A 26779-nucleotide genomic window follows, 5' to 3' on the forward strand; every position below is an offset into this window, starting at 1 on the left:
AGCGGTAGCTGAGGCCGCCCGACCCGCGCTTGTTGATCCGCGCTTGTTGACCTAACTCCCGCCCGATCAGCCGCCTGGGGCCGCGACGATACCCCAGGCGACGAGTGCGTCGAGCAGACCTTCGGTGAGCGCCATCGCGCCCAGGTCGGCGCACCAACGCACGTCCGCCGCGTCATCCCCGGCCTGTAGCTCCCCGCCGATGACGTGGCTGACGTAGTCGGCGATGTCGTAGACCACCCCGCCGGACCCCGGACCGCCCGGCCCCGGGCGCGTCACCCGCCCGACCAGCGGCCCGACCGTCACCTCCAGGCCGGTCTCCTCGCGGATCTCCCGGACGAGCGCGGCGGTGTCGCTCTCCCCCGCCTCGACCCGCCCGCCCGGCAGTGACCACAGGCCACGGCCGGGATCCCGCGCCCGCTGAACGAGCAGCAGCGCGCCAGCCGCATCCATGATGATCGCCCCGACACACGGAACCCGTCGCGACACCTGCCCAGCCAACCAGATCCTCCACTGATCGCCGGTAGCATGCCTCTATGTAGATGCCATCTACATAGATGGGATGCCCCCGTGTCGCGAGGTTTCGTTGGAAGAGCAACCGAACTTGGCCTCCTGCGCAAGCGTCTGGACCAGGTCGTAGCATCCCGTCGCGGGAGCGCGGTCGCCATCCGCGGCCGCCGCCAGGTGGGAAAGTCACGCCTTGTGCAGGAGTTCTGCGATCAGGCCGGTGTCCCCTACCTCTTCTTCACCGCGACCAAGGGTGCCTCGCCCGTCGAATCGGTGGCCGCCTTCTTCCTGGACCTCAGGGACTCGTCCCTGCCGATCGATCGTGACCTCGTACCGGCAGAATCTGCGGGAAGGTGGCCGGACGCCTTCCGTGTCCTCGCCGCGGTCCTACCGGATTCCCCGGCCGTCGTCGTCCTCGACGAACTTCCCTGGCTCGCCGAGCAGGACGGTCTGTTCGACGGCGCGCTGCAGACGGCCTGGGACCGACTACTCGCCGGGCGCCCCGTCCTCCTGCTGCTGCTCGGCAGCGACATTCACATGATGGAACGGCTCACCGCCTACGACCGTCCGTTCTTCGGACGAGCCGACAACCTCATCCTCGGCCCCCTCAACCCGGCGGAGACCGGACACGCCCTCGGGCTGGGCCCGGCCGACGCGATCGACGCTCATCTCGTCTCCGGCGGACTGCCAGGCATCCTGCGGAACTGGCCACCCGGAACTCCGCCGCTGCTCTTTGTCGAACAGGAATGCGCCGATCCGGCCTCGCCCCTGTTCAGCGTGCCGGAATCGACGCTGCTGGCCGAGTTTCCCGCACCCGATCAGGCACGACGCGTCCTCGAGGCGATCGGCAGCGGAGACCGCACCCAGGCCAACATCGCCGCATCCGCCGGCAACCGGGAGGGTGCTCTGCCGTCGGGATCGCTGTCGCCGCTGCTACGCCGACTGGTCGGGGAGAAGCGGGTACTCGCCGTCGACGAACCGCTGTCGACCCGCCCCGGTAAGCCTGCGCTCTACCGGATCGCAGACAGCAACCTGCGCTTTTACCTCGCCGCGCTACGGCGCGCTCAGGAACAGGCACGCCGCGGACGACCCGAGTCGGCCTTCCGGCTCGTGCAACGTCGCTGGCCGGCGTGGCGGGGCAGGGCGGTCGAGCCGCTGGTCCGCGAATCGCTGGAACTCGCGTCGGCGTCCGGCGCGTCCCCCTGGCCCGATGTTGAAACAGTTGGCGGTTGGTGGAACCGCCAGTTCGACCCGGAGGTGGACCTGGTCGGAGCCGACCGGTCACCCGTGGCGCAGCGCCTGTACGTCGTCGGATCGGTCAAGTGGTTGGGAACCCCGTTCGACGACCACGACCTCGCGGAACTCATGCGGAGCGCGGTCGCAGTGCCCGGCTTCACGCTCGGCGGCACGGGATTCGCCGTCGTGTCCCTCTCCGGCACCAACCCGGGTATGGACCTCACCAGGGTGGATCTCGTCTGGGGACCGGGCGACGTCCTCGCCGCCTGGCGGTAGACGTCCGGAGCCAACCGAGGGGCGTCCGGAGCCAACCGCCGTAGGTAGAAACGGCTACCCCCACGGCCGAAACCACCGACGGCCTAGCCGGACACACACCAGACCGTAGGTAAAAATGGTTGCCCCCACGACCGAAACCACCTACCGCCCGTGCCCACGCCCACGCTTTCCGGACACAGAGCGCCGCTGAACCGCCAGATGATCGGCGTCGGTCATCCGTGCAGGCCGCGATCACGCGCCCGCGGAGGGGCGGACGCGGTATTACTGCTGACACGGACTCGTGACAAGGACTCGTGACACGGACTCGCCTGTTCTGCGGCCGAGCCGACGAGGTGCGCGCCGCCGGCGCGCATGCACGCGTGGGGAAGGGAGCACCCGTGGGACTACTCGATGACAAGGCTGCTGTCATCACCGGTGGCGCGCAGGGCCTGGGGCTCGCCATCGCCCAGCTCTTCGTCGCCAACGGCGCCAGGGTGGTGCTGGCCGACATCAACATCGAAAAGGCCACCGAAGCGGCGAAGGAGCTCGGGGCCGCGATCGCCGTACGCACGGACGTCACCAAGGAGGACGACGTCCAGGCGCTCGTCGATGCCTGCCAGCAGGAATACGGCCGAATCGACATCATGGTCAACAACGCTGGCGTCACCCGCGACGCCAGCATGAAGAACATGTCCGTCGACGACTTCCGGCTCGTGATCGACATCCACCTCTTCGGGGCGTGGCTCGGCACCAAGGCGGCCGGCCTGGCCATGAAGGCACAGGGCGCCGGCTCGATCATCAACATGTCGTCGATCTCCGGGAAGGTCGGCAACTTCGGCCAGACCAACTACAGCGCGGCCAAGGCCGGCATGGTCGGGCTCACCAAGGCCGCCGCAAAGGAGCTGGCCCGCGGCGGGGTCCGGGTCAACGCCATCCAGCCCGGCCTGATCCGGACCGCCATGACCGAGGCGATGCCGCGCGACGTCTGGGACTCGAAGGTGGCCGAGATCCCGATGGGCCGGGCGGGCGAACCCGCCGAGGTGGCCGGCGCCGCGCTCTTCCTGGCCAGCGAACTGTCAAGCTACATGACCGGGACGGTGCTGGAAGTCGGCGGCGGGCGCCACATCTGACCATCCCCACACCCGACCAGCTGGCGGCCCGGCGCGTGTCGTGCACGTTGACGACCGCGCCGGGATCCCGGTGCGGCAACGATCGGTGCGGCAACGATCGGTGCCGGAATGCTCTGAGAGCCGCCTACCGGCCCGTCCACTCTGGCGAACGTTTGTCCAGGAAGGCGCGGATGCCCTCCTGACTGTCCTCGGAGGCGACGATCGTGGCGACCGCGTCGGCTGTCGCCTGCCAGCCCTCGTCATCGTCGGCCGCGACCAGCCGGTTGACCGCGGCGAGGCTCGCCCGAACGGCGACTGGCCCGTTGGCGCAGATGGTCGTCGCCAGGCGCACGGCTTCGGTGAGCGCCTCGCCCGGTTCGGTCACCATGTTGACGAGCCCGAGCGCATACGCCCGCTCCGGATCGAGCGGCCGCCCGGTGAGCAGCAATTCCTTGGCGACGTGCAGCGGCAGCGCACGCGGTGCCCGAAACAGCGCGCCGCTGGAGGCGACCAGCCCGCGGATGACCTCAGGCAGCCCGAACTGGGCCGTGCGTGCCGCGACGATCAGGTCGCAGGCCAGCGCGATCTCGAAACCGCCCCCCAATGCCCAGCCCTCGACCGCGGCGATCAGCGGTGTGGTCCGGCGCCGGCGGATGATCCCGTATTCACCGCCTCGTTCGGTGACGGCGTCCCGGCCGTCGACGAGGTCGGTGCCGGCGGAGAACACCGCACTCGTTCCGGTGATCACCCCGGCCCAGAGGTCGGGATCGTCGTCGAGCTCGTTGAGGGCCGCGTCGATGCCGAAGGCCATCTCGCGGTCGATGGCGTTGCGCTTGGCCTCGCGGCGCATCGTGACGATGAGGATCCGTCCGCGACGCTCGGTATCCACTGGCACCCAGCCACCCCCTTGCGCCACGATGAACCAGATCACCCTGTTGATGGTTGGTTAGCGAAGCTAGCAGAAAAGCGGACAAGAAAAGGAGTGTGCCGGCGTGGCGACTCGGGAACAGCGTCGCGGACGGGCCATCGCGATGGCCCCGACCGAGGTCGACGACTTCCTGGCGGCGGAACGAACCTGCCGGGTCGCGACCCTCAGCAGCGATGGTCCGCATGTGGCCGCGCTGTGGTTCGTCTGGGACGGCACGTCGCTGTGGCTGAACTCCATCGTCCGCAGCCAGCGCTGGATCGACATCGTCCGCGATCCGCGGGTGGCCGTCGTCGTGGACGCGGGCGAGCAGTACCAGGAACTACGGGGAGTCGAGATCAAGGGAATGGCCGAGCCGGTCGGGGACATCCCGTGCAAGGGCGCGCCCGACCCGGAGCTGGCCGGGCCAGAGCGGCTGTTCGCCGGCAAGTACACCGGCCGCGACGAGATGATCCACGATGGGCGGCACGGCTGGCTCCGGATCACCCCATCCAAGATCACCAGCTGGGACTTCCGCAAGATGCAGTTCTGACCGACACCGACACCGACACCGGCTACGGCTACGGCTACGGCTACAGATCGACGCCGGTCAGGACCATGACCCGCTCGACGGTGAGGTCCTCCATGGCCGCCCGCACACCCTCCCGGCCCATCCCCGACCCCTTGACGCCGCCGTAGGGCATCTGGTCGGCCCGGTAGGCGGGAACATCCCCGATGATCACACCGCCGACCGCCAGCTCCCGGTGCGCCCGGAACGCCACCTGTACGTCCCGGGTGAAGACCCCCGCCTGCAGGCCGTACGGGCTGTCGTTGATCCGGGCCAGGCCTTCGTCCAGGCTGTCGACCGGTTCGATCACGAGCACCGGCCCGAACACCTCCTCCCGGGCCAGGCGGGCGTCGGGGGGAACGCCACGCAGCACGGTCGGCGCCATCGTCGTGCCGTCCCGCTTGCCGCCGAGCACCACCGTCGCGCCCGCCGCCACCGCCTCGCTGATCCACAGCTCGACCCGTTCGGCCGCGGCCAGGTCGATCAGCGGCCCCACCTCGGTCGCCTCGTCGGCCGGGTCGCCGGTGCACAGGCGGGAGACCGCGGCCGTCACCTCGGCCAGCAGTTCCTCGTACAGGTCGCGCTGCGCGTAGACCCGCTGCACGGCGATGCAGGACTGGCCTGCCTGGTAGTTCGAGAACGTCGCGATCCGGCCCGCCGCCCAGCGCAGGTCCGCCGCGGCGGACCAGTCCGCGGCCACCAGCACCGCCGCGTTGCCACCGAGTTCGAGGACGACGTGCTTGCGCGGCACCGCATCCCTGATCGACCAGCCCACCGGGGCCGAACCGGTGAAGGACACGACCGGTAGCCGCGGGTCCGCAACCAGCTCGGCCATGGCCTCGTTCGGCACGGTGAGCACCGACCACGCGCCGTCGGGCAGGTCGGTCTCGGCGAGCAGTTCAGCGAGCAGCAGGCAGGACAGCGGCGTCTTCGGCGCGGGCTTGATGATGATGGGCGCGCCGACCGCCAACGCGGGTGCGACCTTGTGCGCGACCAGGTTCAACGGGAAGTTGAACGGCGTGATCGCCAACACCGGGCCGCGGGGAAAACGCCTGGCCACCGCGACGCGCCCCGCCCCCGCCGGGTCGGTGTCGAGCCGCTGCAGCGCTCCCGACCAACGCCGGGCTTCCTCCGCGCCCCATCGGAACGTCGAGATCGCCCGGGCGACCTCAACCCGGGCCCAGGTCAGCGGTTTGCCGCTCTCGGCGGTGATGAGGGCGGCAAGCTCCTCGCCGCGTTCGGCGATGCGGCCCGCGACGTGGGCGAGCGCGGTGGCCCGGCCGTGGGCCGGCATGGCCGCCATGGCGTCCGCGGCCGCTGCGGCCGCCGCCACCGCCGCGTCCACCTGCGCCGGGTCCGGCTGCGCGACCATGGCGATCAGGCGATCGTCCCAGGGGTGCCGCACCGGGAAAGTCGCTGAACCCGTTACCGGCCGACCCGCGACCCAGAACGGCTCGACCGTGCTCATGGATGCCACTCCTCCACCTTCGTGCACAACACCCGGACACGGGTGACGCCACGCGCGACACTCCCGAATGGCAGCCGGCAGGATGGGCCGGCAGGTGCCGGGAGAAAACTCTCCGATACCCGCCTTGCTACTGTTCGTGCGGTTTACCCGGAACAGGTTTGATGAACGTGAGCAAAGGGAAGTCATCGAACCGGTGAAACTGTCAGGGAGTGGTGCGCATCGCCGGGGAGTCACCCGGTGACGAGCCCGCTTGCGTGTCCCCGATGCCTGCGAACGGTGCGTCCACCCGATTTGTGGAGCAACCAGTGGCGCTGCGACGAACACGGGGATGTCGCCCCCTACCGGGTCGCGGAGTCATCCCGGGAGCAGGTGCTGCTTTTTCTCGCGCGCACGGCCACGGCGCCGGTCTGGGTCCCCTGGCCGATGCCGGTGCACTGGTTCGCCAGCGGAGTCTCGTGGGCCGGCGACGACCGCACCGGCCCGCTGGCGACGGCGTTCGCCGCGGGTGGCCCGTCCCCTCTCGGCGGGCCGGCAGAGCTCGTCATCGTCGCTGAGGCTCCAGGGATCGGTCTCGGGGCCCGGCTGGCCGGACTGCCCGGTACAGATCCCGAGCGCATCGGTGGCAGACCCGAGGAGAAGATCGAGGCCGCCGGGCATCCGACCGCGCTGTGGCCGGTCGTGTGCCCACCCAACCGGGCCGCGTTTGTGGGTGAGGCCTGCGGCGTGTGGCTGTGGGTGGTGCTCTGGCCGGCGGATGCGGCGACACTGCTGCTGGAACACCTCGTCGTCCGGGACCTGCGTAATGCCCAGATGATTGCCTCGTGCCTGCCGTTCGGCGCGCAGAGCACCCATCTGTGAGCGGCGTGGCTGGAGGGTCTCGTAAGCTCGGCTCCCGCCACCGCCGCGGACGTGAGAAGGGCCGACAGCCATGACGTCGCAAGCCACGACACCGGCACCGGCAGCCGTGACACCGGCAGCCGGGACAGAGCCGCTGGCAACCGTTCCGCCCGCAGCCGAGGTGGACCGTCGACGGCTACTGCTCATCGTGAACCCGCACGCCGGCGGTGGCCGTGGCGCTCGCGCCCTGCCGGACGTCTGTGCAGCCCTGAAACGCTGGGCCGGCGACGTGCGGGTCGAACTGACCAGAAACATCGATCATGCCTCAGAGCTGGCCGAGGAGGCTGTCGCCGACGGTCGGGTCGCGGTCGCGCTCGGCGGGGACGGTCTTGCCGGCCGGGTCGCCGAGACCGTGGCGCACCGCGGCGGGCTACTGGCCGTGCTGCCCGGCGGGCGCGGCAACGACTTCCTGCGCGGGATGGGCGCCGCCCGGCAACCGGTGATCGCCGCCACCGCGCTGGCCAGCGGCACCGAACGGCGGATCGACCTGGCCGAGGCCAACGGCCGGGCCTACCTCGGCATCGCCAGTGTCGGCTTCGACTCGGACGTCCAGGTGATCGCCAATCGTGCCCGGTTCGTGCGCGGCCAGAACGTTTACACCTATGGGGCGCTGCGCGCGGCCGCCACGTGGAAACCCGTCCGGTTCACCGTGGAGATCGACGGCGGCGCGCCGCGCGAAATGATCGGCTGGACGGTGGCGGCGGCGAACTCGGCCTACTACGGCGGCGGGATGTGCCTCGCGCCCGCGGCAAAGCCCGACGACGGCCTGCTCGACATCGTGCTGCTGTCGCGGTGCGGAAAGATCACGTTTCTCTCGACCTTCCCGAAGGTGTTCTCCGGCCGGCATGTGGACTCCCCGCACGTCGAGGTGGCGCAGGCCAGCCGGATCCGCATCGACGCCGACCGTCCGTTCCAGCTCTACGCCGACGGTGACCCGATCGCGGACCTCCCGGTCGAGATCGTCGTGCGCCCCGGTGTGCTGCGCCTGCTCGCCTCCCCCGGATAGCGACGTGCCCTCACGCGGGCTGGGCGCCGGGCCGCCCGGCTTCGACCACCCAGGTGGCATCCGTGCTGACCGGCGCGTCCCGGCGGTCGATGGTCTCGGCGATCCGCATGTCGGCCGTGCACCGCGCTGGTGACACCCGGATGCGGGTGTACCCGCGCCGGTCACCGCGGAAGTACCGCACGTGCGGGTTGTGCAGCCGGTTGTTCGCCCGGACGAACTCCTCGCTGGGCAGGAAGAATCCCGAGCTGATGGAGGTCGAGACGAACTCGGTGCCCACGACCGGGGTGTCGGGCCGGTCGAAGTCGACCCGTAGGTCGTTCACCCAGGCGCTGTGGATGTCGCCGGCCAGCACCACCGGATTGGTCACCCGGGTGTCCCGTACGGCTGCCAGCAGTCGGGTCCGGTAGGGCACATAGCCGTCGTTCTGGTCGAGGTTCGCGAGCACGTCACCGCTGCCCGGGGTGAGCTGGGCGTGCAGCTGGGCCAGCATCGTCTGCTGAGCGATCACGTTCCACCGGGTACGCGACGCGCTCAAGCCGTCGATCAGCCACTTCTCCTGCTCGGCACCGGCCATGGTCCCGGTCGTGTTGCTCGCTCCCAGGGTGGCCGGGCCGATGTCGTTCGGGATGCGTCCCGGCTGCGGCGTCCGGTACTGGCGGGTGTCCATCACGGTGAGGGTGAGCAGGTCACCGAAGGCGAACCGGCGGTAGAGGCGCAGGTCCGGCGATCCGGGCGAGTAGCTGACACGGATCGGCATGTGCTCGTAGTAGGCCTGGTAGGCCGCGGCCCGCTGCTGGGCGAAGGTCGCCGGGTCCTGATGCTTGGCACCGGTGTCGGCCGACTCGTCGGTCAGCCCGGCATAGTTGTTCTCGGTTTCGTGATCGTCCCAGGTGACCACCCACGCCGCAGCCGCGTGCGCGGCCTGCAGCTGCGGGTCGGCCTTGTACTGGGCGTAACGCGCCCGGTAGTCGTCGAGAGTCCGCAGCTGGTCGAGACCGGGCGTGGCCGGGGTGGTGTGGCGGCGGTCGGGGAACCTGCTCTTCGGGTCGTACTCGTAGATGTAGTCGCCGACGTGGACGACGAGGTCGAGATCATCGGCTGCGATCGCAGCGTACGCCGGCCAGTAGCCGTTCTGATAGTCCTGACAGCTGGCCAGCGCGAAGCTCAGCGCCGACGCGGCGGCGCCGGCGGCCGGTGCGGTGCGGGTCCGGCCGACCGGGCTGAGCACGGTGCCGGCGCGGAACCGGTAGAAGTACACCCGGGCCGGCTGCAGACCGCGGACGTCGACGTGCACGGAGTGCGCCAACCCCGGGACGGCGCTGCGCGTCCCCACCGCCACGACGTCGGTGAACCGGTCATCGGTGGCAACCTGCCAGTCAACCGGGATGTCGCGGTCAGGCAGGGCCACGCCGCCGGCGGGCTGCGCCACCAGCCGGGTCCAGAGGATCACCCCGTCCGGCAGCGGGTCGCCGCTGGCGACCCCGAGGGCGAACACGCCGTCACCAACACCGGGAACCGGCGTCGCGGGCGCCAGAGTCGGGCGCGGGGTGGCACCAGGGCCGGGGGACCCGCCATCGGAGCAGCCCGCCGCGGCCAGCAACACGGCACCGCCCGCGAGAAAGCCACGTCGGGTCGCAGCCCGTGTCCGGGCACATCCACCAGGATTGCTCACAACACCGGGACGTTAGCCGGCCGGCACCCACGTCGGAAAGGCCGTCGCAGCCACAAGTGTGGAGAAACGCAGGACGGCGGCCCGCGGCTATCGTGGTCAACAACGGTGGCCGACAGCGGGTGCCCGGCCAGAAACGGGTCCGACGCCACGACCGGGTCGGCGGAGTAGGCGGGGTGTGCTGTGCGCGAAGACTTCAACCACAGAGAGCAACTCCGGACGTGTATCCGGTGACGACGGCGGGACTGATCGATCTTCATGCGCATTCGACGGCGTCGGACGGACTGTGCAGCCCCACCGAGGTCGTCCGCCTGGCGACCGCTGCCGGCCTGACCGTCGTCGCGCTGACCGACCACGACACCACCTCGGGTCTGGCCGAGGCCGCCGGCATCCTGCCGACCGGGCTCACCCTGCTCCCAGGTGCGGAGATCTCGTGCGGAATCCGGGTCGAGCACGGCCGCTGGGTGAGCCTGCACCTGCTCGCCTACCTGTTCGACGCGACCGAACCGGTGTTCGCGGCCGTCCGGGCCCGGCTACGCGAGGACAGGGTCACCCGCGCCCGCCGGATGGTGGAGAAGCTGGCCGCCGATGGCCACCCCGTGCGCTGGGAACAGGTGGCCGCCCAGGCTGACGGTGTGATCGGACGCCCGCATGTGGCCGAGGCGCTGGTCGACGCCGGCCTCGTGAGCTCCCTGCAGGCCGCGTTCACACCCGCCTGGATCGGCGCCGGCGGTCGCTACTGGGTGGGCAAGGACGAGCCTGACGCCCTGGAGGCGATCCGGCTGGTTCGCGACGCGGGCGGTGTCAGCGTGTTGGCCCATCCGTACGCGAGCACGCGCGGTCCGACCATCGGCCCGGATGTGATCGCGGCCATGGCACGGGCGGGTCTTCGCGGCCTCGAGGTGGACCATCCCGACCACCCGCAGCAGGCGCGCGCCAGGCTTCGCCGGCTCGCCACCGACCTGGGACTGATCGTCACCGGCGCGAGCGACTTCCACGGCCCGAGCAAACCCCAGCGCCTCGGCGCGGAGACGACGAGCGGGCACGCGTACGAGACGCTCATCGCCGAGGCGTACGGTGCCCAACCGCTGACCGGACCAGCTGAGCCGCTACGGCACCAGCCACCACGGGCAGCGGCGGGCCTGCCGGCACCGGCCTGGCACCCGCAGGCGCCCTGGAGCCCGCAGACGCCCTGGAGCCCTCAGACGCCCTGACCGCAGCCACCGCCGGGCGGCGACGTGGACACGTGGGGATCGAGCCGGCCCAGCAGGTTGGCGAGCACGTCAAGTTCGTCCGGACTGAAGTGACTGGTGACATGCTTCGACACCCCGGCGAGATGGGTCCGGGAGGCCGCCCGCAGCCGCTTGCGGCCTTCGGGGGTCAGCGTCGCAAGCGTTCCCCGGGCGTCGGACGGACACGACCGTCGCGCGACCAGACCGTCACGTTCCAGCCGGTCGACCAGGCGGGTCAAGCCGCTGCGGGACAGCAGGACCGCCTCCGCCAGCTCGTTCATGCGCAGGGCGCCGTCCGGCGCCTCGGCCAGCTGGACCAGCACATCAAAGGACGCCAGCGGCAGGTGGTGTTCGGCTTCGAGGTCGGTTTCCAGCTGCCGGATGACATACGAGTGAGCCCGCAGGAACTGACGCCATGCCCACAGTGATCGCGGGTCCATCAGCGATTCCTGCTCCGCTGTCTGCTCGTCGACCGTCACGTGGATCAGATTACGTCGCCCGTTGCGGTCCGCGAGCGAGCTCGCTGATGATGTCAGACGATCGACATTCCGATGAAGACAGCCCCAGTCGAGAACTGCTGGGCGACCGTGGGTTGACGGGCAGGTTGCCAAATCGCGACGGTGCGCCGCCGGGCGGCCGTGGGTCAACCGCCGGGCCTTGCCGGGGGGGATCAGGTTCCGGCTTCGCCGGACGCGTTCGAGCCGGGCTGGCGGCTATGGTGGGGATGCAGGCGTGACGGCGCGAGCCCCACGCACCACACCGACTGGTCGAGGTTTTCTCTTGTCTGCTTCCCGGCCTAGCGCGGACGCGATCCAGGCAGCTCTCGCAACGGTGCTCGACCCTGAGATCGGGCGTCCCATCACCGAACTGGACATGGTCGACTCGGTCCGCATCACCGATGACACCGTGGACATCGTAGTGCTACTGACCGTCTCCGGCTGCCCGATGCGCGACGAGATCACCAGTCGAGTCCAGCGCGCTGTCACCGCAGTACCGGGTGTGCAGGCCGTGCAGGTCCGCCTCGAGGTCATGAGCGCCGAGCAGCGCGCCGCCCTGCACACGAAGCTGCGCGGCGGGACGGGAACCCGGGCGATCCCGTTCGCGCAGCCCGGCTCACTGACCAGGGTGTACGGCGTAGCCAGCGGAAAGGGCGGCGTCGGCAAGTCGTCGGTGACCGTCAACCTGGCCGCCTCGATGGCCCGGTCCGGCCTCGCGGTCGGTGTGCTGGATGCCGACATCTACGGGCACTCGATCCCCCGGATGCTCGGAGTCGACCGCCTGCCCACCCAGGTCGAAAAAATGATCATGCCTCCACAAGCACATGGCGTGAAGGTCATCTCCACCGGCATGTTCACTCGTGGCAACCAGCCGGTCACATGGCGAGGGCCGATGCTCCACCGGGCACTGGAACAGTTCCTCTCGGATGTGTTCTGGGGGGACCTCGACATCCTGCTGCTCGACCTGCCACCGGGCACCGGCGACATCGCGATCTCGTTGGCGCAACTTGTGCCGTCATCCGAGCTTCTCATCGTGACCACCCCTCAGCTTGCCGCCACCGAGGTTGCCGAGCGGGCCGGCACAGTCGCCGTCCAGACTCGACAGAACGTCGTCGGCGTCGTGGAGAACATGGCCTGGCTGCCCTGCCCGCACTGCGACGGACGTGTGGACGTCTTCGGCTCAGGTGGCGGCGCGGCCGTGGCCGAGCGGCTGACCCGCGTGCTCGGACACGACGTCCCGCTGTTGGCGCAGATACCCATTGATGTCCGGCTGCGCGAAGGCGGCGACTCGGGCGTCCCGCTGGTGACCGCGGATCCAGACTGCGAAGCCTCGAAAATCCTGCGGGGAGTGGCCGAACGGCTGTCATCCCGCTCACGCGGGTTGGCTGGCCGGTCCCTCGGCCTCACCCCGACCCGCCGAGGCTGACGACACCCGGTCGGGCTGACCGGGCTGACCGGGGCTTGACCGGGTGCGGGACCGGCTGAGGCTACTGCGCTACTCCGGCCCGGCCCGGGCCACATCCGATCTGGGCACGGGCCACGGATCGCTCGAACAGAAGTGGCGCGGGTATCAGACGGGTATCAGGTCGCGTCGGTGTCGAAGGGCGTCGCCGCCGACAGCATCTCGGCGCTGACCGCCCCCCTCGCTGCGGGCGCCGCGGCAGCCGCTTGACCCCGGTCTGTCGGGGCAGCCTTGGCCGGGGTCGAAGTGGCCTTGGTCAAAATGGGGGATTTTGTCAGGGCAGGGGATTTCGTCAACGACGGCGCCTTGGCCACAGCCGGCGCATCGTCGTAGGAGAGCCGGGGCCGAACCTGCTCGGTGAGCCCGGACGGCGTCTCCGGGTCGTCATCGAAGAGCATCTTGTCGAGCGACGTCCGCTTGGAAAGGTACGACGGAAGCAACGGGTCTTCGTCCTCGAACAGATGCTTGCGCACGAACGTCGTGGGATGCAGGGTGCTCAGGTCGAGATCGGCAATCTCTGGACCGAGCTCGGAGCGCAGCTCCTCGCGCATGCCGGCAGCCATCTGCCGGAACTGACGCAGCATCCGACCGGCGTCACGGGCCGCGTTCGGCAACCGTTCCGGGCCGAACACGAATAGGCCGATCAGTAGAAGGACAGCGACCTCGCCCCAGCCCACACCGTTGAACACGGCCCCAGACTACCTCGCCATTGCGATCAACGGAACACCTCCGACCCGGTTGCCCGTCCGCTCGGGCCCACCGACCCGGTTGCCCGGTTACCCGGTTGCCCGGCGTTCCTAACCGCGCTGCTCCTGAAGGGTCAGCGCGACATCATGGACAGTGTGATCACGCTCGAAACTAAGCATGATCCGGTCACCGATCCGATGGCCGCGGGTTGCCGCAATCAGGTCATTGGTATTCCCGATGACCGTCCCGTCGACCTTGATGATAATGTCGCCCGGACGCAGGCCGACCGCGTCCGCGGGCCCGCCCGACTCCACCGCGCGGATCAGTGCGCCGGACGACGTTCCGACCGCCGCCGCATCATCCGGCGTGATCGTCCCAGTGGACACGCCGACATCGGGATGCGTGGCACGACCGGTACTGATGATCTCACCAGCCACTGACCTCGCGTAGTCGATCGGGATGGCGAAACCGACTCCGATGTTCCCGGACGCGCCGCGGTCGGCGCGGGACCCGGGCACAGCCGCGATCGCGGTGTTGATGCCGACAACCTGACCGCGTCCGTCCACCAGCGCACCGCCCGAGTTGCCGGGATTGATGGCCGCGTCGGTCTGGATCGCACCGATGAGGACCGACTCCCCGCCGGACTCCACCGGCACCGTCGGGTTACGGTCGAGCGCGCTGACAATACCTGTGGTCACTGTTCCGGACAGGCCCAACGGTGCACCGATGGCCACCAGAGGTGCACCCACCACGAGCGAGCCGGAACGTCCCAACGTCGCGGCTGGTAGCGGGTTCGCAGTCTGAATCCGGATTACGGCAAGGTCCGTCTTGGGATCACGCCCGATGATCTCAGCCGAGATCTGCCGCAGCTCCTTGTACAAGGTCACCGACACGCGCGCCCCGGCGGCAACGCCTGCGATGACGTGGTTGTTCGTCAGGATGTAGCCGTCCGATCTGATGATCACACCGGAGCCGGTGGCGGACAGGATCGGACTGGTCACATTGATCGTGACAACCGACGGCAGGGCACGTGCGGCAATGACGGAGACCGGCGCGGCCCGTTCGACCGGGGCCGCAGCGTCGACGCCCGCCACGGGCGACGACCCGGGTGGCGACCCGGATGGCGACCCGGATGGCGACCCGGCCGCGGTCGGTACGAGTGGCTCGTCGGTCCGCGCGGAGTGAGCGCCGATCACACCACCGATCACACCGCCGGCGCCACCGCCGACCAGGCCGGCGAGCAGCATCGCCGCCACGAGAACCAGCCGACCCGGTCGGGGTGCGACCTGGTCGGGCGCTCCCCACCCGGGGGCACGCGATTCATCAACGGCTGCGTCAGCAACAGCTGCGTCAGCGGCGCCGTCGACGGTGGGCTGCCCGCCATGATGTGCAACGGGCACAAAAAGATCGGCCGGCAGGTTCGCCGCCGACCCCCAGGCACCGGGTGCCGGAGCCGGGCGGGCCCACCATGGGTTTGTCGGCGGGTCACCCGAACCTCTGTCATCCGCCGGTTCACCCCGCGGTGCGATGCCGTCCTCGCCGTCACCGCTCACGGCCATCCGCCTCCGCCACCAGTAGCAGGGAACACGCGGATGTACCCACAGGCACGAAACATCCGCCAACATCGCCGGGCGCTCTTATGCTCGTATCGGGGAAACGTCGGGCCGCTCAGCCAACCCCTACTGCGATCACGCAGCTATTACCGTACGACCTCCCGGCGGCAGCCGGCGGTAACCCGACCGGGACGCCCTAGGATGCCGCTGAATAACGGCGTTCGATCCGCGCGCGGACCGTCCGCGCCCGGCTGGCGAGGCGGAGGAGGCCCGGATAGCGGTGTTCTATCCGGGCCGACGACAACGACGCCAGGCGGGATGTGGGCGGACGCGAGCCGGACAGACGTTGTTCAGCGGCCTCCTAGCGCCGCGAGCCATCGGGCAGCAACACCGCGGCCATCACCGACGGCAGGTGGCCAGCCCCGGCTTCAGCGACATCGACCTCAGCGGCGCTGATTCCGGCGGCATTGGTACCGGACAGATTGGTCCCGGGGACGGCCGTCCCGGCGATGCCCGTCCTGGCGATGCTCATCCCGGCGATGCTCATCCCGGCGATACCCGTCCTGGAGATGACGTTGGGCTGAGCCGCCGGGACCGCGACGGGATGCGGCGGTTGCGCAACAGTGCCAGGCGCACGTATCTCTCCGAGCGCAGCGCCCGCGACAGCGAAAAGCATCACCGCCACGGAGCTGACCAGGGTACGTCTGGTCCGGCTCTGGCGTCCCCGCCAGCCGCTGGCCGACCTGGTCGCCGGCCGGCGACCACCGGACGCGGTGCCTGCGTGCCGCGCGGCGTCCGGCCGACTCGAATCAAGGCGCCTCTTCGAGCCCGGCCGGCGGCGCCCCGTCGGGCCGGTAGCACCGACGAGATCAACCGGCCTGGTTGACGACGCCACCCGCCCGGCCGTCGCCCCGGTCGGCATTGCCGACTGCGGCGGATCGGCGCTCCGCGCAGGGCTCGGGACGACCGGCTGGTCCACCGAACTGATGACGCCGATGACGCCGATGAAAAGATCACGCCCGGCCGTCCGGATGACCCCGCGGATGGCCAGGGACACCGGGCGTGTCCGGGCCGGGCTGCAGGTGGCGGGAGCTGCCATTCGCAGCAGCCGATCCGCCACTCCCCCCGGCAGGGTCGGATCGCCGAGCCCCGCCAGCCGGGCCTTGAGGTGGCGCAGCTCGGCGACCTCCCACTGACAGGACGAACAGCACGCGACGTGCGCCAGGGCACGGTCCCGACCGTCGTGGTCCAGCTGCCCGTCAACCAGCGGAGCGATCTGCTTGCCGAGATGTCCGGTCACGCCTGCCCCTCCGGTGCGGACGACGTGCCACCACCAGCATTCGCCGCCGCCGGCAGGCCTGTCGGCGGCGTCCGCCGAGTGATCCGGTGCGATCGGCGTGACGGCGTCGTACCGTCCTCGACCGGGGCGAGCGCGCCTGCCGCGGGCGCGACCGGCCCGACCACCGGCTTCGGCGTCGACGCCTCGATCAGGACGGCCCCACCGGCTGGGACGGCCCGGTCGGCTGGGACGGCCCCACCGGCTGGGACGGCGTCGGCTGGAAGGGCGTCGTCCGTCGCAGTGCCCGATGCTGGGAACACGGCCGGCCCGTCTGCCGGCACCGACGCACGCGGCGCACGATCGGCGAGTGTTTGGCGCAACATGGCCCGGCCCCGGGAGATCCGACTACGGACGGTCCCGAGTTTCACGCCGAGAGTCTGCGCGATCTCCTCATAGGACAACTGCTCGATGTCGCACAGCACGACCGCAGCCCGGAAATCGGGCGGGAGCGCTGCCAGCGCACCTTCGATGTCGGCATCGAGATGCGACTCCGCATATACAGCCTCGGGACTCGCTTCGCGGCCGGCAAGGCGTTCCGGGTCGTCCGGCAGCGCGTCGAACCGAATCTTCTGCTGGCGGCGCATCCGGTCCAGGAAGAGGTTTGTGGTGATCCGGTGCAGCCAGCCCTCAAAGGTGCCGGGCGTGTAATCGGCCAGCGACCGGAACACCCGCACGAAGACATCCTGGGTGAGGTCCTCGGCATCGTGTGCGTTCCCCGTAAGCCGGTAAGCGAGCCGATACACCCGATTACCGTGATCTCGCACGACCTCTTCCCACGTGGGTGGTACCCACGTGGTCAGGTCCGTCCCGGCGACGTCGACCGCGACGGTTTCGTCACGTACGGCGTCGCCGTCCGACACCGGACGTGGCGAAACCGACCGCCCGGGCGCGAACGTCGCCAGACGCGCGTCCTGTCCGGTCACGGTCGCCTCTCGCTCGGTTCGCGACGAACGTACCCGACGCGCCGGCCATGGCGCGGCAAAACCCGCAGCGGACACCGGCTGATCTCCCCTCGATCCATCCCGACACGAGGTGCGCTGACCAGACGAACGCACCATGCACAGCGGGCGTTCCCGTAGGCTGCCTATGTCATGCCCGACACAGCCACCGGAGCCGTCGATCCGGCCTCCGAATACACCGAGGGCTTCCTGTTGGAAGACCCTCCGCTGAGAGCTGCCCGGGCACGCGCCGAGGAGGTCGGGATCGTGCCCGTCAGCCCGGGCGCCGGGTCCATCCTTCGTTTTCTCGCCGCCTGTGTCGCCGCCCGCACCGTCGTCGAAATCGGAACAGGTACGGGAGTGTCCGGTACCTGGCTCCTGCGCGGTATGCGGCCGGACGGAACGCTCACCACCATTGACGTCGAGGCCGAACATCTCCGGCTCGCGCGCCGCACGTATGCCGACGCGGGAATGGCATCCAACCGCAGCCGGCTGATAACGGGCCGGGCCCTCGACGTCCTGCCCCGCCTCACCGACGGTGCTTATGACCTGGTCTTCTGCGATGCGGACAGACGTGAGGCCACCGATTACCTCAACCAGGCCCTCCGCCTTCTGCGGCCGGGCGGGATCGTGGTGTTCGCCGGCATGCTCGCCGGTGGGCGGGTCGCGGACCTGGCAGCTCGCGATCCCGAGGCCGTCGCGGCCCGGGAGCTCGCGACCGCCGTGCGGGACGACATCCGGCTGACGCCGATGCTCCTGACCGCCGGTGACGGCCTGATCGTCGCGGTTGTCGCGAAGTCGTCACCGGTCGGATGAGCGCTCGTCTACTCCGGGGTCGTCGGCCTCGGAGCGGACGAACAGAATCATGATCGCATACCTTTCGACCGGGTAGCCGGGGAGCCGGGTAGCCACGCCGGCGGCGAGCGAACACCCCAGCTGGTGCCGCGCCCCCGCCGATGTCGGCCAGGTCCGCCACAACGGGCTCCAGTGCGGCCGTTACTCCCCGCGCCTAGAGGGCTGCCGCCAAGTCCTTCACCGGCGGCCTGGGCCACGCGCAGAAGGCCTCTGGGACCCGCTGTGTCGTCGGAACAGGAGAACAGGCCGGCCGGCGCGACGGTGGCCGCGTAGGCAAGCCCCTCAGCGGGCACCAGACGGCCCTCGGCGTCGGTGTTGAGCGCCTCGGACGGTGGTTCCGCCCCAGCAGTAGACGACGTGAGCAGAACCCGTGCCGGCACACCGACCTCCGGCGGCGTACCGGCCCACAGCCTCACGGTCGGTGGGCGGAGGGCGGAGGGCGGCCCACTCGGTATCCACCGGAACGTCGAACACGCCCTAGCCGGCAGCCGACTTCAGCGCGTCCCCAAGGTCCTTCGCCTCGTCAGGCAACAGTTCCACCACGAGACGGCCACCCCCTTCGAGCGGAACGCGCATGATGATGCTGCGCCCCTCCTTGGTGACCTCGAGCGGACCGTCACCCGTCCGCGGCTTCATGGCCGCCATCGGTGCACCTCTTCCTGCCGTCGGACCTGCTACCACCGGCGATTATCCCGGAGAACAGGCCGGGAACCGAAACACGTCACCCCGCAGCGCCACAACAGACACAGCCAGACGGGATCGTGAACCGCCAGATAAGCCTCCGAACAGCCAACACGGAAACAATTCAGGCCAAGGACCATGATCGGGATGTCACGGCGGTCCGGCGGCGGCGCGTGCCAGCCGTCCAGGCGACGTCAGCTGGACGTCAGCTGGACGTCAGCTGGACGTCACGTTCCGGGCGAAGCGGTGCAACGAGACCCGCCACACACCCGCGAGCAGCGGCCGCAGCAGCTCGAACACAGCGCGACCGAACCAGCCCAGCGGCAGGTCCAGCTCCTCGGACCAGACGAGCCTCGACCGCCCGGCGGGCAGGGGCACAACCACGAAGGCTCCGCTCCCACGCACCACCCGGCCGGTATGGCGGACCAGGCAGCGGTACGGCGGCTCCCACTCGACGATCTCCATCGTGTCGACGATCGCCAACGGGCCGATCCCCGTGCGGGCGACGATGCAGCCGCCGACCCCGATCCCACCCTGACGGCAACGGACCACCGTCGTCGCCAGCAGCCACTCCCCCTGACGCTCCCAGTCGGTCAGTGCCGCGAACACGGCGTCCGGTCCGGCGTCCACCTCGACAGCCGCGACAAGCGTGCCGGGCTTGCGCCGGTTCACCGCGGGAGCTGGCGGGCGGTGGTGCTTCCGGGACAGGCTGACGCTCAACATGAAGATCCCCTATAGTGGTCCGCCGGCTTGGAGCGACCCGCGACGGGTACGCGGCGTCGCGGGTCCGGCGCACGCACCTCGCCCCATCGCTACCCGGCCATCGCTTCGCGATGCACGCCCCTATTGCCGGGCGCTCTTAACGATGTGAATCTGATGCTGCTGCCACAACACCAGATTCACATCGTTCCCAACGAGCGTCCGGCATCTTCCGAAAGCCCTGTCCCGGCTGCCGGTTACTCCGGTGGGGGGACCGGTAGGGCTGTCGGGGCCGGCAGCGTGGTCTGGCTGACGGCGTCGGCGTGGCCGGACCAGTCGTCGCGATCCGCACTCCGTCGGCCCGGCGACTGGTGACCCGGCGACTGATGATCGAAATGGGCGAAGGTGGCAAGCCTGACCATCTCCTCGTCCCGCCGCGCCAGTTCAGCGTCCCGCCAGGCGAGCTCGTCCGCGAGCCGTGCGAGTACCGCGTCCACCTCGGCCATCCGGTACCCGCGAAACGCCATGTCAAACCGGACACCGTTGACATCAGTCGCAGACACGGTCGGTGATGGCAGACCGTTGTCAGCCGCATCCGGCGGCGCCGGCGACAACCGGTCGAACCTTCCGACCGAGAGGGCTGCGACGGCGAAGACGATGGCGGCGACAACGATTATCTCGACAGCGAGCAACACACTCACGATCGTGGCACGGGCCGAAAGGTTGCGCCGCACCTGCCACCCCGCCGGCGTGATCGCGGCTGTAGTTTCGCCCGGTGCGAGGCTCCGGGCGCTCTAAACTCCCTTTCGATGAGTACGGACGCCGACACGCCCCACGCCGCCGATCCGGCAGGCATGGAGCAGACCGTGGGCACGGAGCAGACCGCGGGCCCAGCCCACACCGCGGATACGGTTGCCGCCGCTGACCTCCGGCTCGGCGCCTCGACGTTCGGTCCGTCCGACCTGGTCATCATGGCGATCATCAACCGGACGCCCGACTCGTTCTTCGACCGGGGCGCGACCTACGGCGAGACGGAGGCACTGGCCGCTGTGGATCGTGCCGTCGCCGACGGCGCCCAGATCATCGACATCGGCGGGGTGAAGGCGGCGCCGGGCAATGACGTCGATACGGACGAGGAGCTGCGGCGCATCGGTGGATTCGTCGCGCTGGTCCGGTCCAGGCACCCCGCCATCGCGATCAGCGTGGACACCTGGCGGGCCGAGGTCGGCACAGTCGTGGCCGGTGAAGGCGCAGACCTGCTCAACGATGCCTGGGGCGGCACCGACCCGCACCTGGCCGAGGTTGCCGCCGAGCACGGCTTGGGCCTGGTCTGCACCCACGCCGGGCACCTGCCGCCCCGCACCCGCCCACACCGGATCGCCTACGACGACGTGGTCGCCGACATCATCGCCACCACGACCGGGCTCGCGAAGCGCGCGGTGGCGCTGGGAGTACGACCGGACGGCGTCATCGTCGATCCCGGCCACGACTTCGGCAAGAACAGCCGGCATTCCCTGACGGCGACGCGCCGGCTGCCCGAACTCGCCGCCACCGGATGGCCGGTGCTCGTCGCGCTGTCGAACAAGGACTTCATCGGCGAGGCCCTCGACGCGCCGGTCACCGAGCGTCTTGAGGGGACCCTCGCCGCAACCGCGATCAGCGCCTGGCTCGGTGCCAGGATCTTCCGGGCGCATCAGGTCGCAGCGACCCGCAAGGTGCTGGACATGGTGGCGGCCATCCGCGGGACCCGGGACCTCGCCGTCGGACGCCGGGGCCTCGTCTGACCCGGCCCCGGCGGGCGACCCGGGCCAACCGGTTATTCGCCCTCAAGCTGTTCGGCGGCGCTCGGACCGAGACCGCCCGGCCGCCGTACCCCGGCCTCCAGCATGTCCAACGCGGCCGCGACCGTGTCCGCCCAGCCCAGCGCGTCCCGGGCCGCCGGCCGGACGAAACCCCGCCCGACCAGCTCCGCCACCTGTGCCCGCAGGTGGGTGAACAGGCCCGAGGGGTCGAGGACGACGACCGGCTTGGCGTGCATCCCGAGGGAACGCGCGACCCAGACCTCCAGGAGCTCCTCAATGGTGCCCAGGCCGCCGGGCAGCGCCAGGAACGCGTCCGAACGAATCTCCAGGAGTGCCTTGCGCTCCCGCATCGTCTCGGTGACGATCAGTTCGTCCGCTTCGTCGTCGGTGATCTCAAGCGCCGCCAGCGCCCGCGGGATCACACCCACGGTGTAGGCGCCACCGGCACGGGCTGCGCGGGCGACCGCGCCCATGCACGAGATCGAGCCGGCGCCCGAGACAAGACCGTGGCCGCGGCGGGCGAGCGCAGCGCCGACGTCGGCGGCGAGCTCGACGTAGGAGGGATCGATCGCCTCGGACGACGAGCAGTAGACGCAGATGTTCACGCGGGCTCGCCGGCCGGCCAACCGGCATCCGGTCCCGACTGGCTGCCACCGCCACCAGCACCGCCACCCGCACCCGCACCCGCACCCGCACGGTGACTGTCGACGATGATGCGGACGGCCTCGTCCACGTCATCGGTGAGAGTCACAAGATCAAGATCTGACGGCAGGATGCGCCCGGCGCCCGCGACGGTCGTACGCAACCAGTCCAGCAGACCCCCCCAGTACCGCGACCCGATGAGCACCACCGGGAAACGGGTCACCCGACGGGTCTGGACGAGCGTGAGGGCCTCGAACAGCTCATCCAGCGTGCCGAGCCCGCCAGGCATGATCACAAATGCCTCGGCGTACTTGACGAACATGGTCTTGCGGACGAAGAAGTACCGGAAGGTCACCCCGAGATCGACCCAGTCGTTGAGGCGTTGTTCGAACGGGAGCTCGATACCGAGGCCGACAGACAGACCACCGGCTTCCTGCGCGCCCCGGTTGACAGCTTCCATCGCCCCCGGACCACCACCAGTGATCACCGCATAGCCGGCCCGGACGAGCGCGGCACCGAGCCGTTCGCCCAGGGCGTAATCGGGGTCGTCCACCGAAACTCGGGCCGAGCCGAAGACCGTCACCGCTCGGGGCAACTCCGCGAGCAGCCCGAACCCCTCGACGAACTCACTCTGGATCCGCAGGACCCGCCACGGGTCGGCGTGGACCCAGTCGGTCGGGCCGCGGGTGTCCAGCAGGTGCTGGTCGGTCGTTGACGCCTCGACCAGCCCCCGGCGGACGGTGATAGGCCCGCGTTGCCTCTCCGGGGGGCGCCGGGACCGGGCCGGCCGGTCCCGGCGCGGACCGGGATCGGGTCCGGGATCGGGTCCGGGATCGGGACCGGCAGCGCCGGGGACCGGAGGAACGTCTGGCTGGACCGGGTCGATGGGCGCACTCACGAGCCGTAACATAACGTTCCAGCGTTACATTCAAGATCACATTCGGGTAACCCGCGGAGGAGTTCGGCGAGCGTTATCCGAAACATCCCGGGCAGGTCAGCGGCCATCCCGGCATGTGCTGATCCGGCTAATCCGGCTCTTGCGCCGTGAGGTAGCGCCGCAGGACGTCCTCGGCCGCGCCGATCCGTTCGGCCTCCACGTACTCGTCCCGGGTGTGGGCAAGGTTGGGATCACCGGGGCCGAAGTTGAGCGCGGGGATGCCGAGCGCGGCGAAACGGGCCACGTCCGTCCAGCCGTACTTGGCCACGGGCACGCGCCCCACGGCAGCCACGAACGCGCGCACGGCCGGCGCGGTGAGCCCGGGCGGCGCGCCGGCAGAACTGTCGGTCAGCTCAAGAGCGAAGCCGTCGAGGACGTCGCGGACATGGTCGAACGCCTGGAGAACATCACGGTCCGGAGCGAACCGATAGTTGATCGTAACCACGCAGGCGTCCGGGATGACGTTGCCGGCGACGCCGCCGCCGACCCGCACGGCGTTGAGGCCCTCGCGGTACGTACAGCCGTCGATCGTCACCTCCCGCGGTCGGTACGCGGCCAGGCGCTCCAGCAACGGCGCGGCGCGATGGATCGCGTTATCGCCGAGCCAGGCCCGCGCCGAGTGCGCCCGGCGTCCGCGCAGCGTGGCCACAACCCGCAGGGTGCCCTGACAGCCCGCCTCGATCTCCCCCGATGTCGGCTCCAGGAGGACCGCGAGATCGGCGTCCAGCCAGTCGCGATGATGCGCGGCAAGCCGGCGTAGCCCGTTTCGGTCGGCGCAGACCTCCTCGTTGTCGTAGAAAACCCAGGTGACGTCGTGCGCAAGGCCGTCAACCATGCCGCCGTCAGCCATGCCGCCGTCAACCATGCCGCCAGCCATGCCGCCAAGCAGGGTGGCGGCCAGCCGCAGCATCACGGCCACCCCCGACTTCATATCGGACGTTCCGCAGCCGTAGAGCCGACCGTCCACGGCCCGAGCCGGTACGTTGTCCGCGATCGGCACGGTGTCGAGATGGCCGGCCAGCAGCACCCGGGTCGGTCGCCCCAGCTCGGTGCGGGCGACGACGGCGTCGCCATCGCGGTCCACCCGTAGTCCGGCGAGGTCCGCCAGCGCCCCTTCGACCAGGTCGGCCAGGGCGGCCTCGGATCCGCTCTCGGACGGGACGTCGACCAGGGCGCAGGTCAGCTCCGCCGCCGGGACGGTGAGGTCCAGCCGTGCGCCCGGAGGCCGTAGTCCCTGGTGCGCCAGTGGCGAGCTCTCAGGTGGCAACGCCGTGCTCCCGCAGGACGTCGTTGAGCGCGAGCTTGTCGTGAATCTCGCCTTCGGCCAGCGTCCGCAGCACCAGGACACACGGCATCGCGAAGTCCCCGGCGGGAAACGACTTCACCCGGCTCGACCCCACCGCCACCGCCCGCGCCGGGATCTCCCCGCGGGGATACTCCTCGCCGGTGACAGCGTCGAACACGTGCGTGGACGCGGTCAGGATCGCGCCCGCGCCGAGCTTGGCCCCGCGGCGCACCCGGGCGCCCTCCACCACCACGGCGCGACTGCCGATGAACGCGTCGTCCTCGACCACCACGGGCCTGGCGTTCGGCGGTTCCAGCACCCCGCCGATGCCGACCCCGCCGGACAGGTGCACCCGACGCCCGATCTGCGCACACGAACCGACCGTCGCCCAGGTGTCAACCAGCGTGCCGGCACCGACGTATCCGCCGATATTGGTGTAGCTCGGCATCAGTACCGCGCCGGGTTCGATGTGCGCGCCCCAGCGGACGATCGCGCCCGGCACGACGCGGACCCCGTCGAAGGACGTCTTGAGCGGCACCCGGTCGTGATACCGGAAGTCGCCAGCGCAGGACTCGACCATCGACAGTACCCGGAACGCAAGCAGGATGGCGCGTTTCGCCCGTTCGTCCACGACGACGTCGCCGCCGCCGCCGGTGACATGCGCGACCCGCGCCCTCCCCGCGTCCAACAGGTTGATCGCCTCGACCACGACATCGTGGACACTGCGGCCGTCCGGCGCCTCGGTGGCGTCGGGACGGTCCCACAACAGGTCGACGACCGGGTCTATCGCGGAATCGATGATCTCATCCGAGGTACTCACGGTCCCGACCCTAACGAGGCGACCGCCTCTCGTGCCCCACCGGCTCCGGCAAGCGGTGGATCATCGGATGTCCGGCGGCTCCGTGGTTACCCGAAATCCGGGGCGGGCATCGTGGTCATCGCCCGGCCATGACACCGCCGGCGCCGCGGCCGGGGCCGTCCCCGGATCCACGGTGAGCTCCGGGGCCCCACCCCGGTACCGGCTCCCCGGCGGGTAGACGGGGTCCGGCCATCCCCCGGCCGTGGGCTGGCCACCGGTCGGCGGTCCGGCCTGCGGGAACGGCGGGACCGGATGCGCGCCGGTCTGGTAGCCGCCGCCGGGGTAGCCGCCGCCTGGATAGCCAGCGGACGGCGGTGGAGGTGGAGGTGCGGACGGCGGGTTGACCGGCTGCGGTGGTGGCAACATCGCCATCCGCTCCGGAACGGTGGCCACTTGGGCGTCCGGCCCGGTCAGCGCTATCCGTACGTGATGACGCCCAGCCTCGCCGTAGAACACTCCGGGCGCGACAAGCACACCCACGCTTGACAGGGCGTCCACCGTCGCCCACGCATCTTCCCCGCGGGTCGCCCACAGATAGAGCCCGGCCTCGCTGTGTTCGATCGTGAATCCGGCGACGGCCAACGCCGCGGCGAGCACCGCGCGCCGGTTGGCGTAGCGCGCCCGCTGCTCGGCAACGTGCATGTCGTCGGCCAGCGCCGCGGTCATGGCCGCCTGAACCGGCGTCGGGACCATCGACCCGCAGTGCCGCCGCACTTCCAACAACCCGGCGACAAGCCTTGGATCCCCGGTGACGAAGCCGGCGCGGTAGCCGGCGAGGTTCGACCGCTTGGACAACGAGTGAACGGCGAGCAGCCCCTCGTGGGAGCCGCCGCAGACATCGGGATGCAGCACCGAGACGGGCCGGGCTTCCCAGCCCAGCTCGATGTAGCACTCGTCACTGGCGACGACGATGCCGCGATCTCGGGCCCAGCCCACGACCGCCCGCATCTCGTCCACGGTCAACACCCGGCCCGACGGGTTGGCCGGGGTGTTCAGCCAGATCAGGGCCACGCCGTCAGCCGGGCCGAGCACCGGTTCGCAGCCAGCCAGCAGGGCACCGACCTGGTAGGTCGGGTATGCCGGTGTCGGTATCCAGATCCGGTCGCCCGGCCCGAGCCCGAGTTGGCTCGGAAGCTGCGCGACCAGTTCCTTGGTCCCGATCACCGGCAGAACGGCGGTCGACTCGACGATCACCCCGAGCCGGCGCGCCAGCCAGCCCGCCGCCGCGTCCCGCAACTCAGGCGTGCCGGCGGTGGCCGGATAGCCAGGGGCGTTCGCCGCCGCCGCAAGGGCGTGCTGAATCGCGAGCGGGGTCGGGTCCACCGGCGTGCCGACCGACAGGTCGACGATGCCGTACGGGTGTGCGCGGGCCTTGTGCGCGAACGGCGCAAGGGCATCCCAGGGGAAGTCAGGCAACCGTACCCGGGAGTGGCGGGCCTGCCGGAACGCTCCGGCAGGCCCTGTAGGCCCGGTCAGGACTCGCCCTGCGGCGCCAACGTGGCGACGCTCGGTGGGTCGAACTCGAGCGCGCCCACCTTCGACGCCCCGCCAGGCGAGCCGAGCTCCTCGAAGAAGACGGCGTTGGTATCGGTGAAGCCCTTCCACTGATCCGGGACGTCGTCCTCGTAGTAGATGGCTTCGACCGGACAGACGGGCTCACACGCTCCGCAGTCGACGCACTCGTCAGGCTGGATG

The 26779-nt window shown here is 70.2% G+C and carries 27 protein-coding genes; 9 read left to right on the forward strand and 18 right to left on the reverse strand.

Going from position 1 to position 26779, the window contains the following annotated elements:
* Positions 1–66: 66 nt before the first annotated feature.
* Positions 67–486, reverse strand: a complete 420-nt coding sequence (locus tag U9977_RS11070) for an NUDIX hydrolase (protein WP_322749138.1) — start codon at positions 484–486, stop codon at positions 67–69.
* A gap of 39 nt (positions 487–525) precedes the next feature.
* Here U9977_RS11070 and U9977_RS11075 point away from each other — a divergent pair, with 39 nt between their 5' ends.
* Together U9977_RS11075 and fabG are read left to right on the forward strand one after the other, a co-directional pair.
* The gene (locus U9977_RS11075; RefSeq protein ID WP_416210554.1) at positions 526–2016 is read left to right on the forward strand and encodes an ATP-binding protein; all 1491 of its coding nucleotides are present in this window, start codon (positions 526–528) and stop codon (positions 2014–2016) included.
* Between the two features lie 377 nt (positions 2017–2393).
* Complete coding sequence (fabG, locus tag U9977_RS11080; RefSeq protein WP_416210558.1) at positions 2394–3125, forward strand: 3-oxoacyl-ACP reductase FabG; 732 nt, start codon at positions 2394–2396, stop codon at positions 3123–3125.
* Between the two features lie 124 nt (positions 3126–3249).
* On the opposite strand, the gene U9977_RS11085 is transcribed toward fabG, so the two are convergent.
* Positions 3250–3999, reverse strand: coding sequence for an enoyl-CoA hydratase-related protein (locus U9977_RS11085; RefSeq protein WP_322749141.1), 750 nt, complete (start codon positions 3997–3999; stop codon positions 3250–3252).
* A gap of 136 nt (positions 4000–4135) precedes the next feature.
* Here U9977_RS11085 and U9977_RS11090 point away from each other — a divergent pair, with 136 nt between their 5' ends.
* Entirely contained in the window at positions 4136–4561 is a 426-nt protein-coding gene (locus tag U9977_RS11090) for a pyridoxamine 5'-phosphate oxidase family protein (RefSeq protein WP_322749159.1), read from the forward strand.
* A 40-nt stretch (positions 4562–4601) separates the two neighbouring features.
* Here U9977_RS11090 and U9977_RS11095 read toward each other — a convergent pair whose 3' ends face one another.
* A complete protein-coding gene (locus U9977_RS11095) occupies positions 4602–6044 on the reverse strand; it encodes an aldehyde dehydrogenase family protein (protein ID WP_322749142.1) in 1443 nt (480 codons plus the stop codon).
* A gap of 237 nt (positions 6045–6281) precedes the next feature.
* Here U9977_RS11095 and U9977_RS11100 point away from each other — a divergent pair, with 237 nt between their 5' ends.
* Together U9977_RS11100 and U9977_RS11105 are read left to right on the forward strand one after the other, a co-directional pair.
* Positions 6282–6902 carry a DUF6758 family protein gene (locus tag U9977_RS11100; RefSeq protein WP_322749143.1) on the forward strand — a complete coding sequence of 207 codons (621 nt, stop codon included), beginning with the start codon at positions 6282–6284 and terminating at the stop codon, positions 6900–6902.
* 70 nt (positions 6903–6972) lie between these two features.
* A complete protein-coding gene (locus tag U9977_RS11105; protein ID WP_322749144.1) occupies positions 6973–7947 on the forward strand; it encodes a diacylglycerol kinase family protein in 975 nt (324 codons plus the stop codon).
* Between the two features lie 10 nt (positions 7948–7957).
* Here U9977_RS11105 and U9977_RS11110 read toward each other — a convergent pair whose 3' ends face one another.
* Entirely contained in the window at positions 7958–9619 is a 1662-nt protein-coding gene (locus U9977_RS11110; protein WP_416210555.1) for an alkaline phosphatase D family protein, read from the reverse strand.
* 227 nt (positions 9620–9846) lie between these two features.
* Here U9977_RS11110 and U9977_RS11115 point away from each other — a divergent pair, with 227 nt between their 5' ends.
* On the forward strand, positions 9847–10830 hold the full coding sequence (locus U9977_RS11115; protein WP_322749145.1) for a PHP domain-containing protein: 984 nt from the start codon (positions 9847–9849) through the stop codon (positions 10828–10830).
* Here the strand turns inward: U9977_RS11115 and U9977_RS11120 are convergent.
* A complete protein-coding gene (locus tag U9977_RS11120) occupies positions 10818–11288 on the reverse strand; it encodes a MarR family winged helix-turn-helix transcriptional regulator (RefSeq protein ID WP_322749161.1) in 471 nt (156 codons plus the stop codon). The two genes, U9977_RS11115 and U9977_RS11120, sit on opposite strands and share 13 nt — an antisense overlap.
* A 340-nt stretch (positions 11289–11628) precedes the next feature.
* Between U9977_RS11120 and U9977_RS11125 the strand changes: the two genes are divergently transcribed.
* Positions 11629–12771, forward strand: a complete 1143-nt coding sequence (locus tag U9977_RS11125) for an Mrp/NBP35 family ATP-binding protein (protein ID WP_322749146.1) — start codon at positions 11629–11631, stop codon at positions 12769–12771.
* A gap of 155 nt (positions 12772–12926) precedes the next feature.
* On the opposite strand, the gene tatB is transcribed toward U9977_RS11125, so the two are convergent.
* From tatB to sigE, 4 genes are all read right to left on the reverse strand, one after another.
* Positions 12927–13496: a Sec-independent protein translocase protein TatB gene (gene tatB, locus U9977_RS11130; RefSeq protein WP_322749147.1), complete on the reverse strand. Its 570-nt coding sequence runs from the start codon at positions 13494–13496 to the stop codon at positions 12927–12929.
* Positions 13497–13604: 108 nt separating this feature from the next.
* Entirely contained in the window at positions 13605–15047 is a 1443-nt protein-coding gene (locus tag U9977_RS11135; protein WP_322749148.1) for a S1C family serine protease, read from the reverse strand.
* A 361-nt stretch (positions 15048–15408) separates the two neighbouring features.
* Complete coding sequence (locus tag U9977_RS11140) at positions 15409–16347, reverse strand: hypothetical protein (protein WP_322749149.1); 939 nt, start codon at positions 16345–16347, stop codon at positions 15409–15411.
* Positions 16344–17309 carry an RNA polymerase sigma factor SigE gene (gene sigE / locus U9977_RS11145; protein ID WP_416210556.1) on the reverse strand — a complete coding sequence of 322 codons (966 nt, stop codon included), beginning with the start codon at positions 17307–17309 and terminating at the stop codon, positions 16344–16346. Before sigE ends, U9977_RS11140 begins: the two co-directional genes overlap by 4 nt.
* 168 nt (positions 17310–17477) lie before the next feature.
* On the opposite strand from sigE, the gene U9977_RS11150 reads away from it, so the two are divergent.
* Positions 17478–18140 carry an O-methyltransferase gene (locus tag U9977_RS11150; RefSeq protein WP_322749151.1) on the forward strand — a complete coding sequence of 221 codons (663 nt, stop codon included), beginning with the start codon at positions 17478–17480 and terminating at the stop codon, positions 18138–18140.
* A 516-nt stretch (positions 18141–18656) separates the two neighbouring features.
* Here U9977_RS11150 and U9977_RS11155 read toward each other — a convergent pair.
* From U9977_RS11155 to U9977_RS11165, 3 genes are all read right to left on the reverse strand, one after another.
* Positions 18657–18824, reverse strand: a complete 168-nt coding sequence (locus U9977_RS11155; RefSeq protein WP_013872340.1) for a DUF3117 domain-containing protein — start codon at positions 18822–18824, stop codon at positions 18657–18659.
* Positions 18825–19076: 252 nt separating this feature from the next.
* The gene (locus U9977_RS11160) at positions 19077–19583 is read right to left on the reverse strand and encodes an SRPBCC family protein (protein WP_322749152.1); all 507 of its coding nucleotides are present in this window, start codon (positions 19581–19583) and stop codon (positions 19077–19079) included.
* 233 nt (positions 19584–19816) lie between these two features.
* Complete coding sequence (locus U9977_RS11165; protein ID WP_322749153.1) at positions 19817–20293, reverse strand: DivIVA domain-containing protein; 477 nt, start codon at positions 20291–20293, stop codon at positions 19817–19819.
* Between the two features lie 237 nt (positions 20294–20530).
* On the opposite strand from U9977_RS11165, the gene folP reads away from it, so the two are divergent.
* Positions 20531–21343, forward strand: a complete 813-nt coding sequence (folP, locus tag U9977_RS11170) for a dihydropteroate synthase (protein WP_322749162.1) — start codon at positions 20531–20533, stop codon at positions 21341–21343.
* 32 nt (positions 21344–21375) lie between these two features.
* On the opposite strand, the gene U9977_RS11175 is transcribed toward folP, so the two are convergent.
* The 6 genes from U9977_RS11175 to U9977_RS11200 form a co-directional block, all read right to left on the reverse strand.
* Positions 21376–21966: a TIGR00730 family Rossman fold protein gene (locus tag U9977_RS11175; RefSeq protein ID WP_322749154.1), complete on the reverse strand. Its 591-nt coding sequence runs from the start codon at positions 21964–21966 to the stop codon at positions 21376–21378.
* Entirely contained in the window at positions 21963–22901 is a 939-nt protein-coding gene (locus U9977_RS11180; RefSeq protein WP_416210557.1) for a TIGR00730 family Rossman fold protein, read from the reverse strand. The genes U9977_RS11175 and U9977_RS11180 overlap by 4 nt, the downstream gene beginning before the upstream one ends.
* A gap of 127 nt (positions 22902–23028) precedes the next feature.
* Complete coding sequence (gene dapE / locus U9977_RS11185) at positions 23029–24207, reverse strand: succinyl-diaminopimelate desuccinylase (RefSeq protein WP_322749155.1); 1179 nt, start codon at positions 24205–24207, stop codon at positions 23029–23031.
* The gene (locus U9977_RS11190; protein ID WP_322749156.1) at positions 24197–25045 is read right to left on the reverse strand and encodes a 2,3,4,5-tetrahydropyridine-2,6-dicarboxylate N-succinyltransferase; all 849 of its coding nucleotides are present in this window, start codon (positions 25043–25045) and stop codon (positions 24197–24199) included. Before U9977_RS11190 ends, dapE begins: the two co-directional genes overlap by 11 nt.
* 60 nt (positions 25046–25105) lie before the next feature.
* Complete coding sequence (gene dapC, locus U9977_RS11195; protein WP_322749157.1) at positions 25106–26500, reverse strand: succinyldiaminopimelate transaminase; 1395 nt, start codon at positions 26498–26500, stop codon at positions 25106–25108.
* Positions 26501–26556: 56 nt separating this feature from the next.
* The coding region (locus U9977_RS11200) for a ferredoxin family protein (RefSeq protein ID WP_322749158.1) at positions 26557–26779 on the reverse strand (223 nt) is incomplete at its 5' end.

The sequence above is a fragment of the Protofrankia sp. Cas8 genome (assembly GCF_963555845.1).
In the GTDB taxonomy this organism is placed as follows: Bacteria; Actinomycetota; Actinomycetes; order Frankiales; family Frankiaceae; genus Protofrankia.

Coding starts and splice junctions, on each gene's coding strand:
- U9977_RS11075 (WP_416210554.1), top strand. CDS start 526: ATGCCTCTATGTAGATGCCATCTACATAGATGGGATGCCCCCGTGTCG.
- U9977_RS11090 (WP_322749159.1), top strand. CDS start 4,136: ATGGCCCCGACCGAGGTCGACGACTTCCTGGCGGCGGAACGAACCTGC.
- U9977_RS11095 (WP_322749142.1), bottom strand. CDS start 6,044: ATGAGCACGGTCGAGCCGTTCTGGGTCGCGGGTCGGCCGGTAACGGGT.
- U9977_RS11105 (WP_322749144.1), top strand. CDS start 6,973: ATGACGTCGCAAGCCACGACACCGGCACCGGCAGCCGTGACACCGGCA.
- U9977_RS11120 (WP_322749161.1), bottom strand. CDS start 11,288: ATGGACCCGCGATCACTGTGGGCATGGCGTCAGTTCCTGCGGGCTCAC.
- U9977_RS11150 (WP_322749151.1), top strand. CDS start 17,478: ATGCCCGACACAGCCACCGGAGCCGTCGATCCGGCCTCCGAATACACC.
- U9977_RS11155 (WP_013872340.1), bottom strand. CDS start 18,824: ATGGCGGCCATGAAGCCGCGGACGGGTGACGGTCCGCTCGAGGTCACC.
- U9977_RS11160 (WP_322749152.1), bottom strand. CDS start 19,583: ATGTTGAGCGTCAGCCTGTCCCGGAAGCACCACCGCCCGCCAGCTCCC.
- folP (WP_322749162.1), top strand. CDS start 20,531: ATGGCGATCATCAACCGGACGCCCGACTCGTTCTTCGACCGGGGCGCG.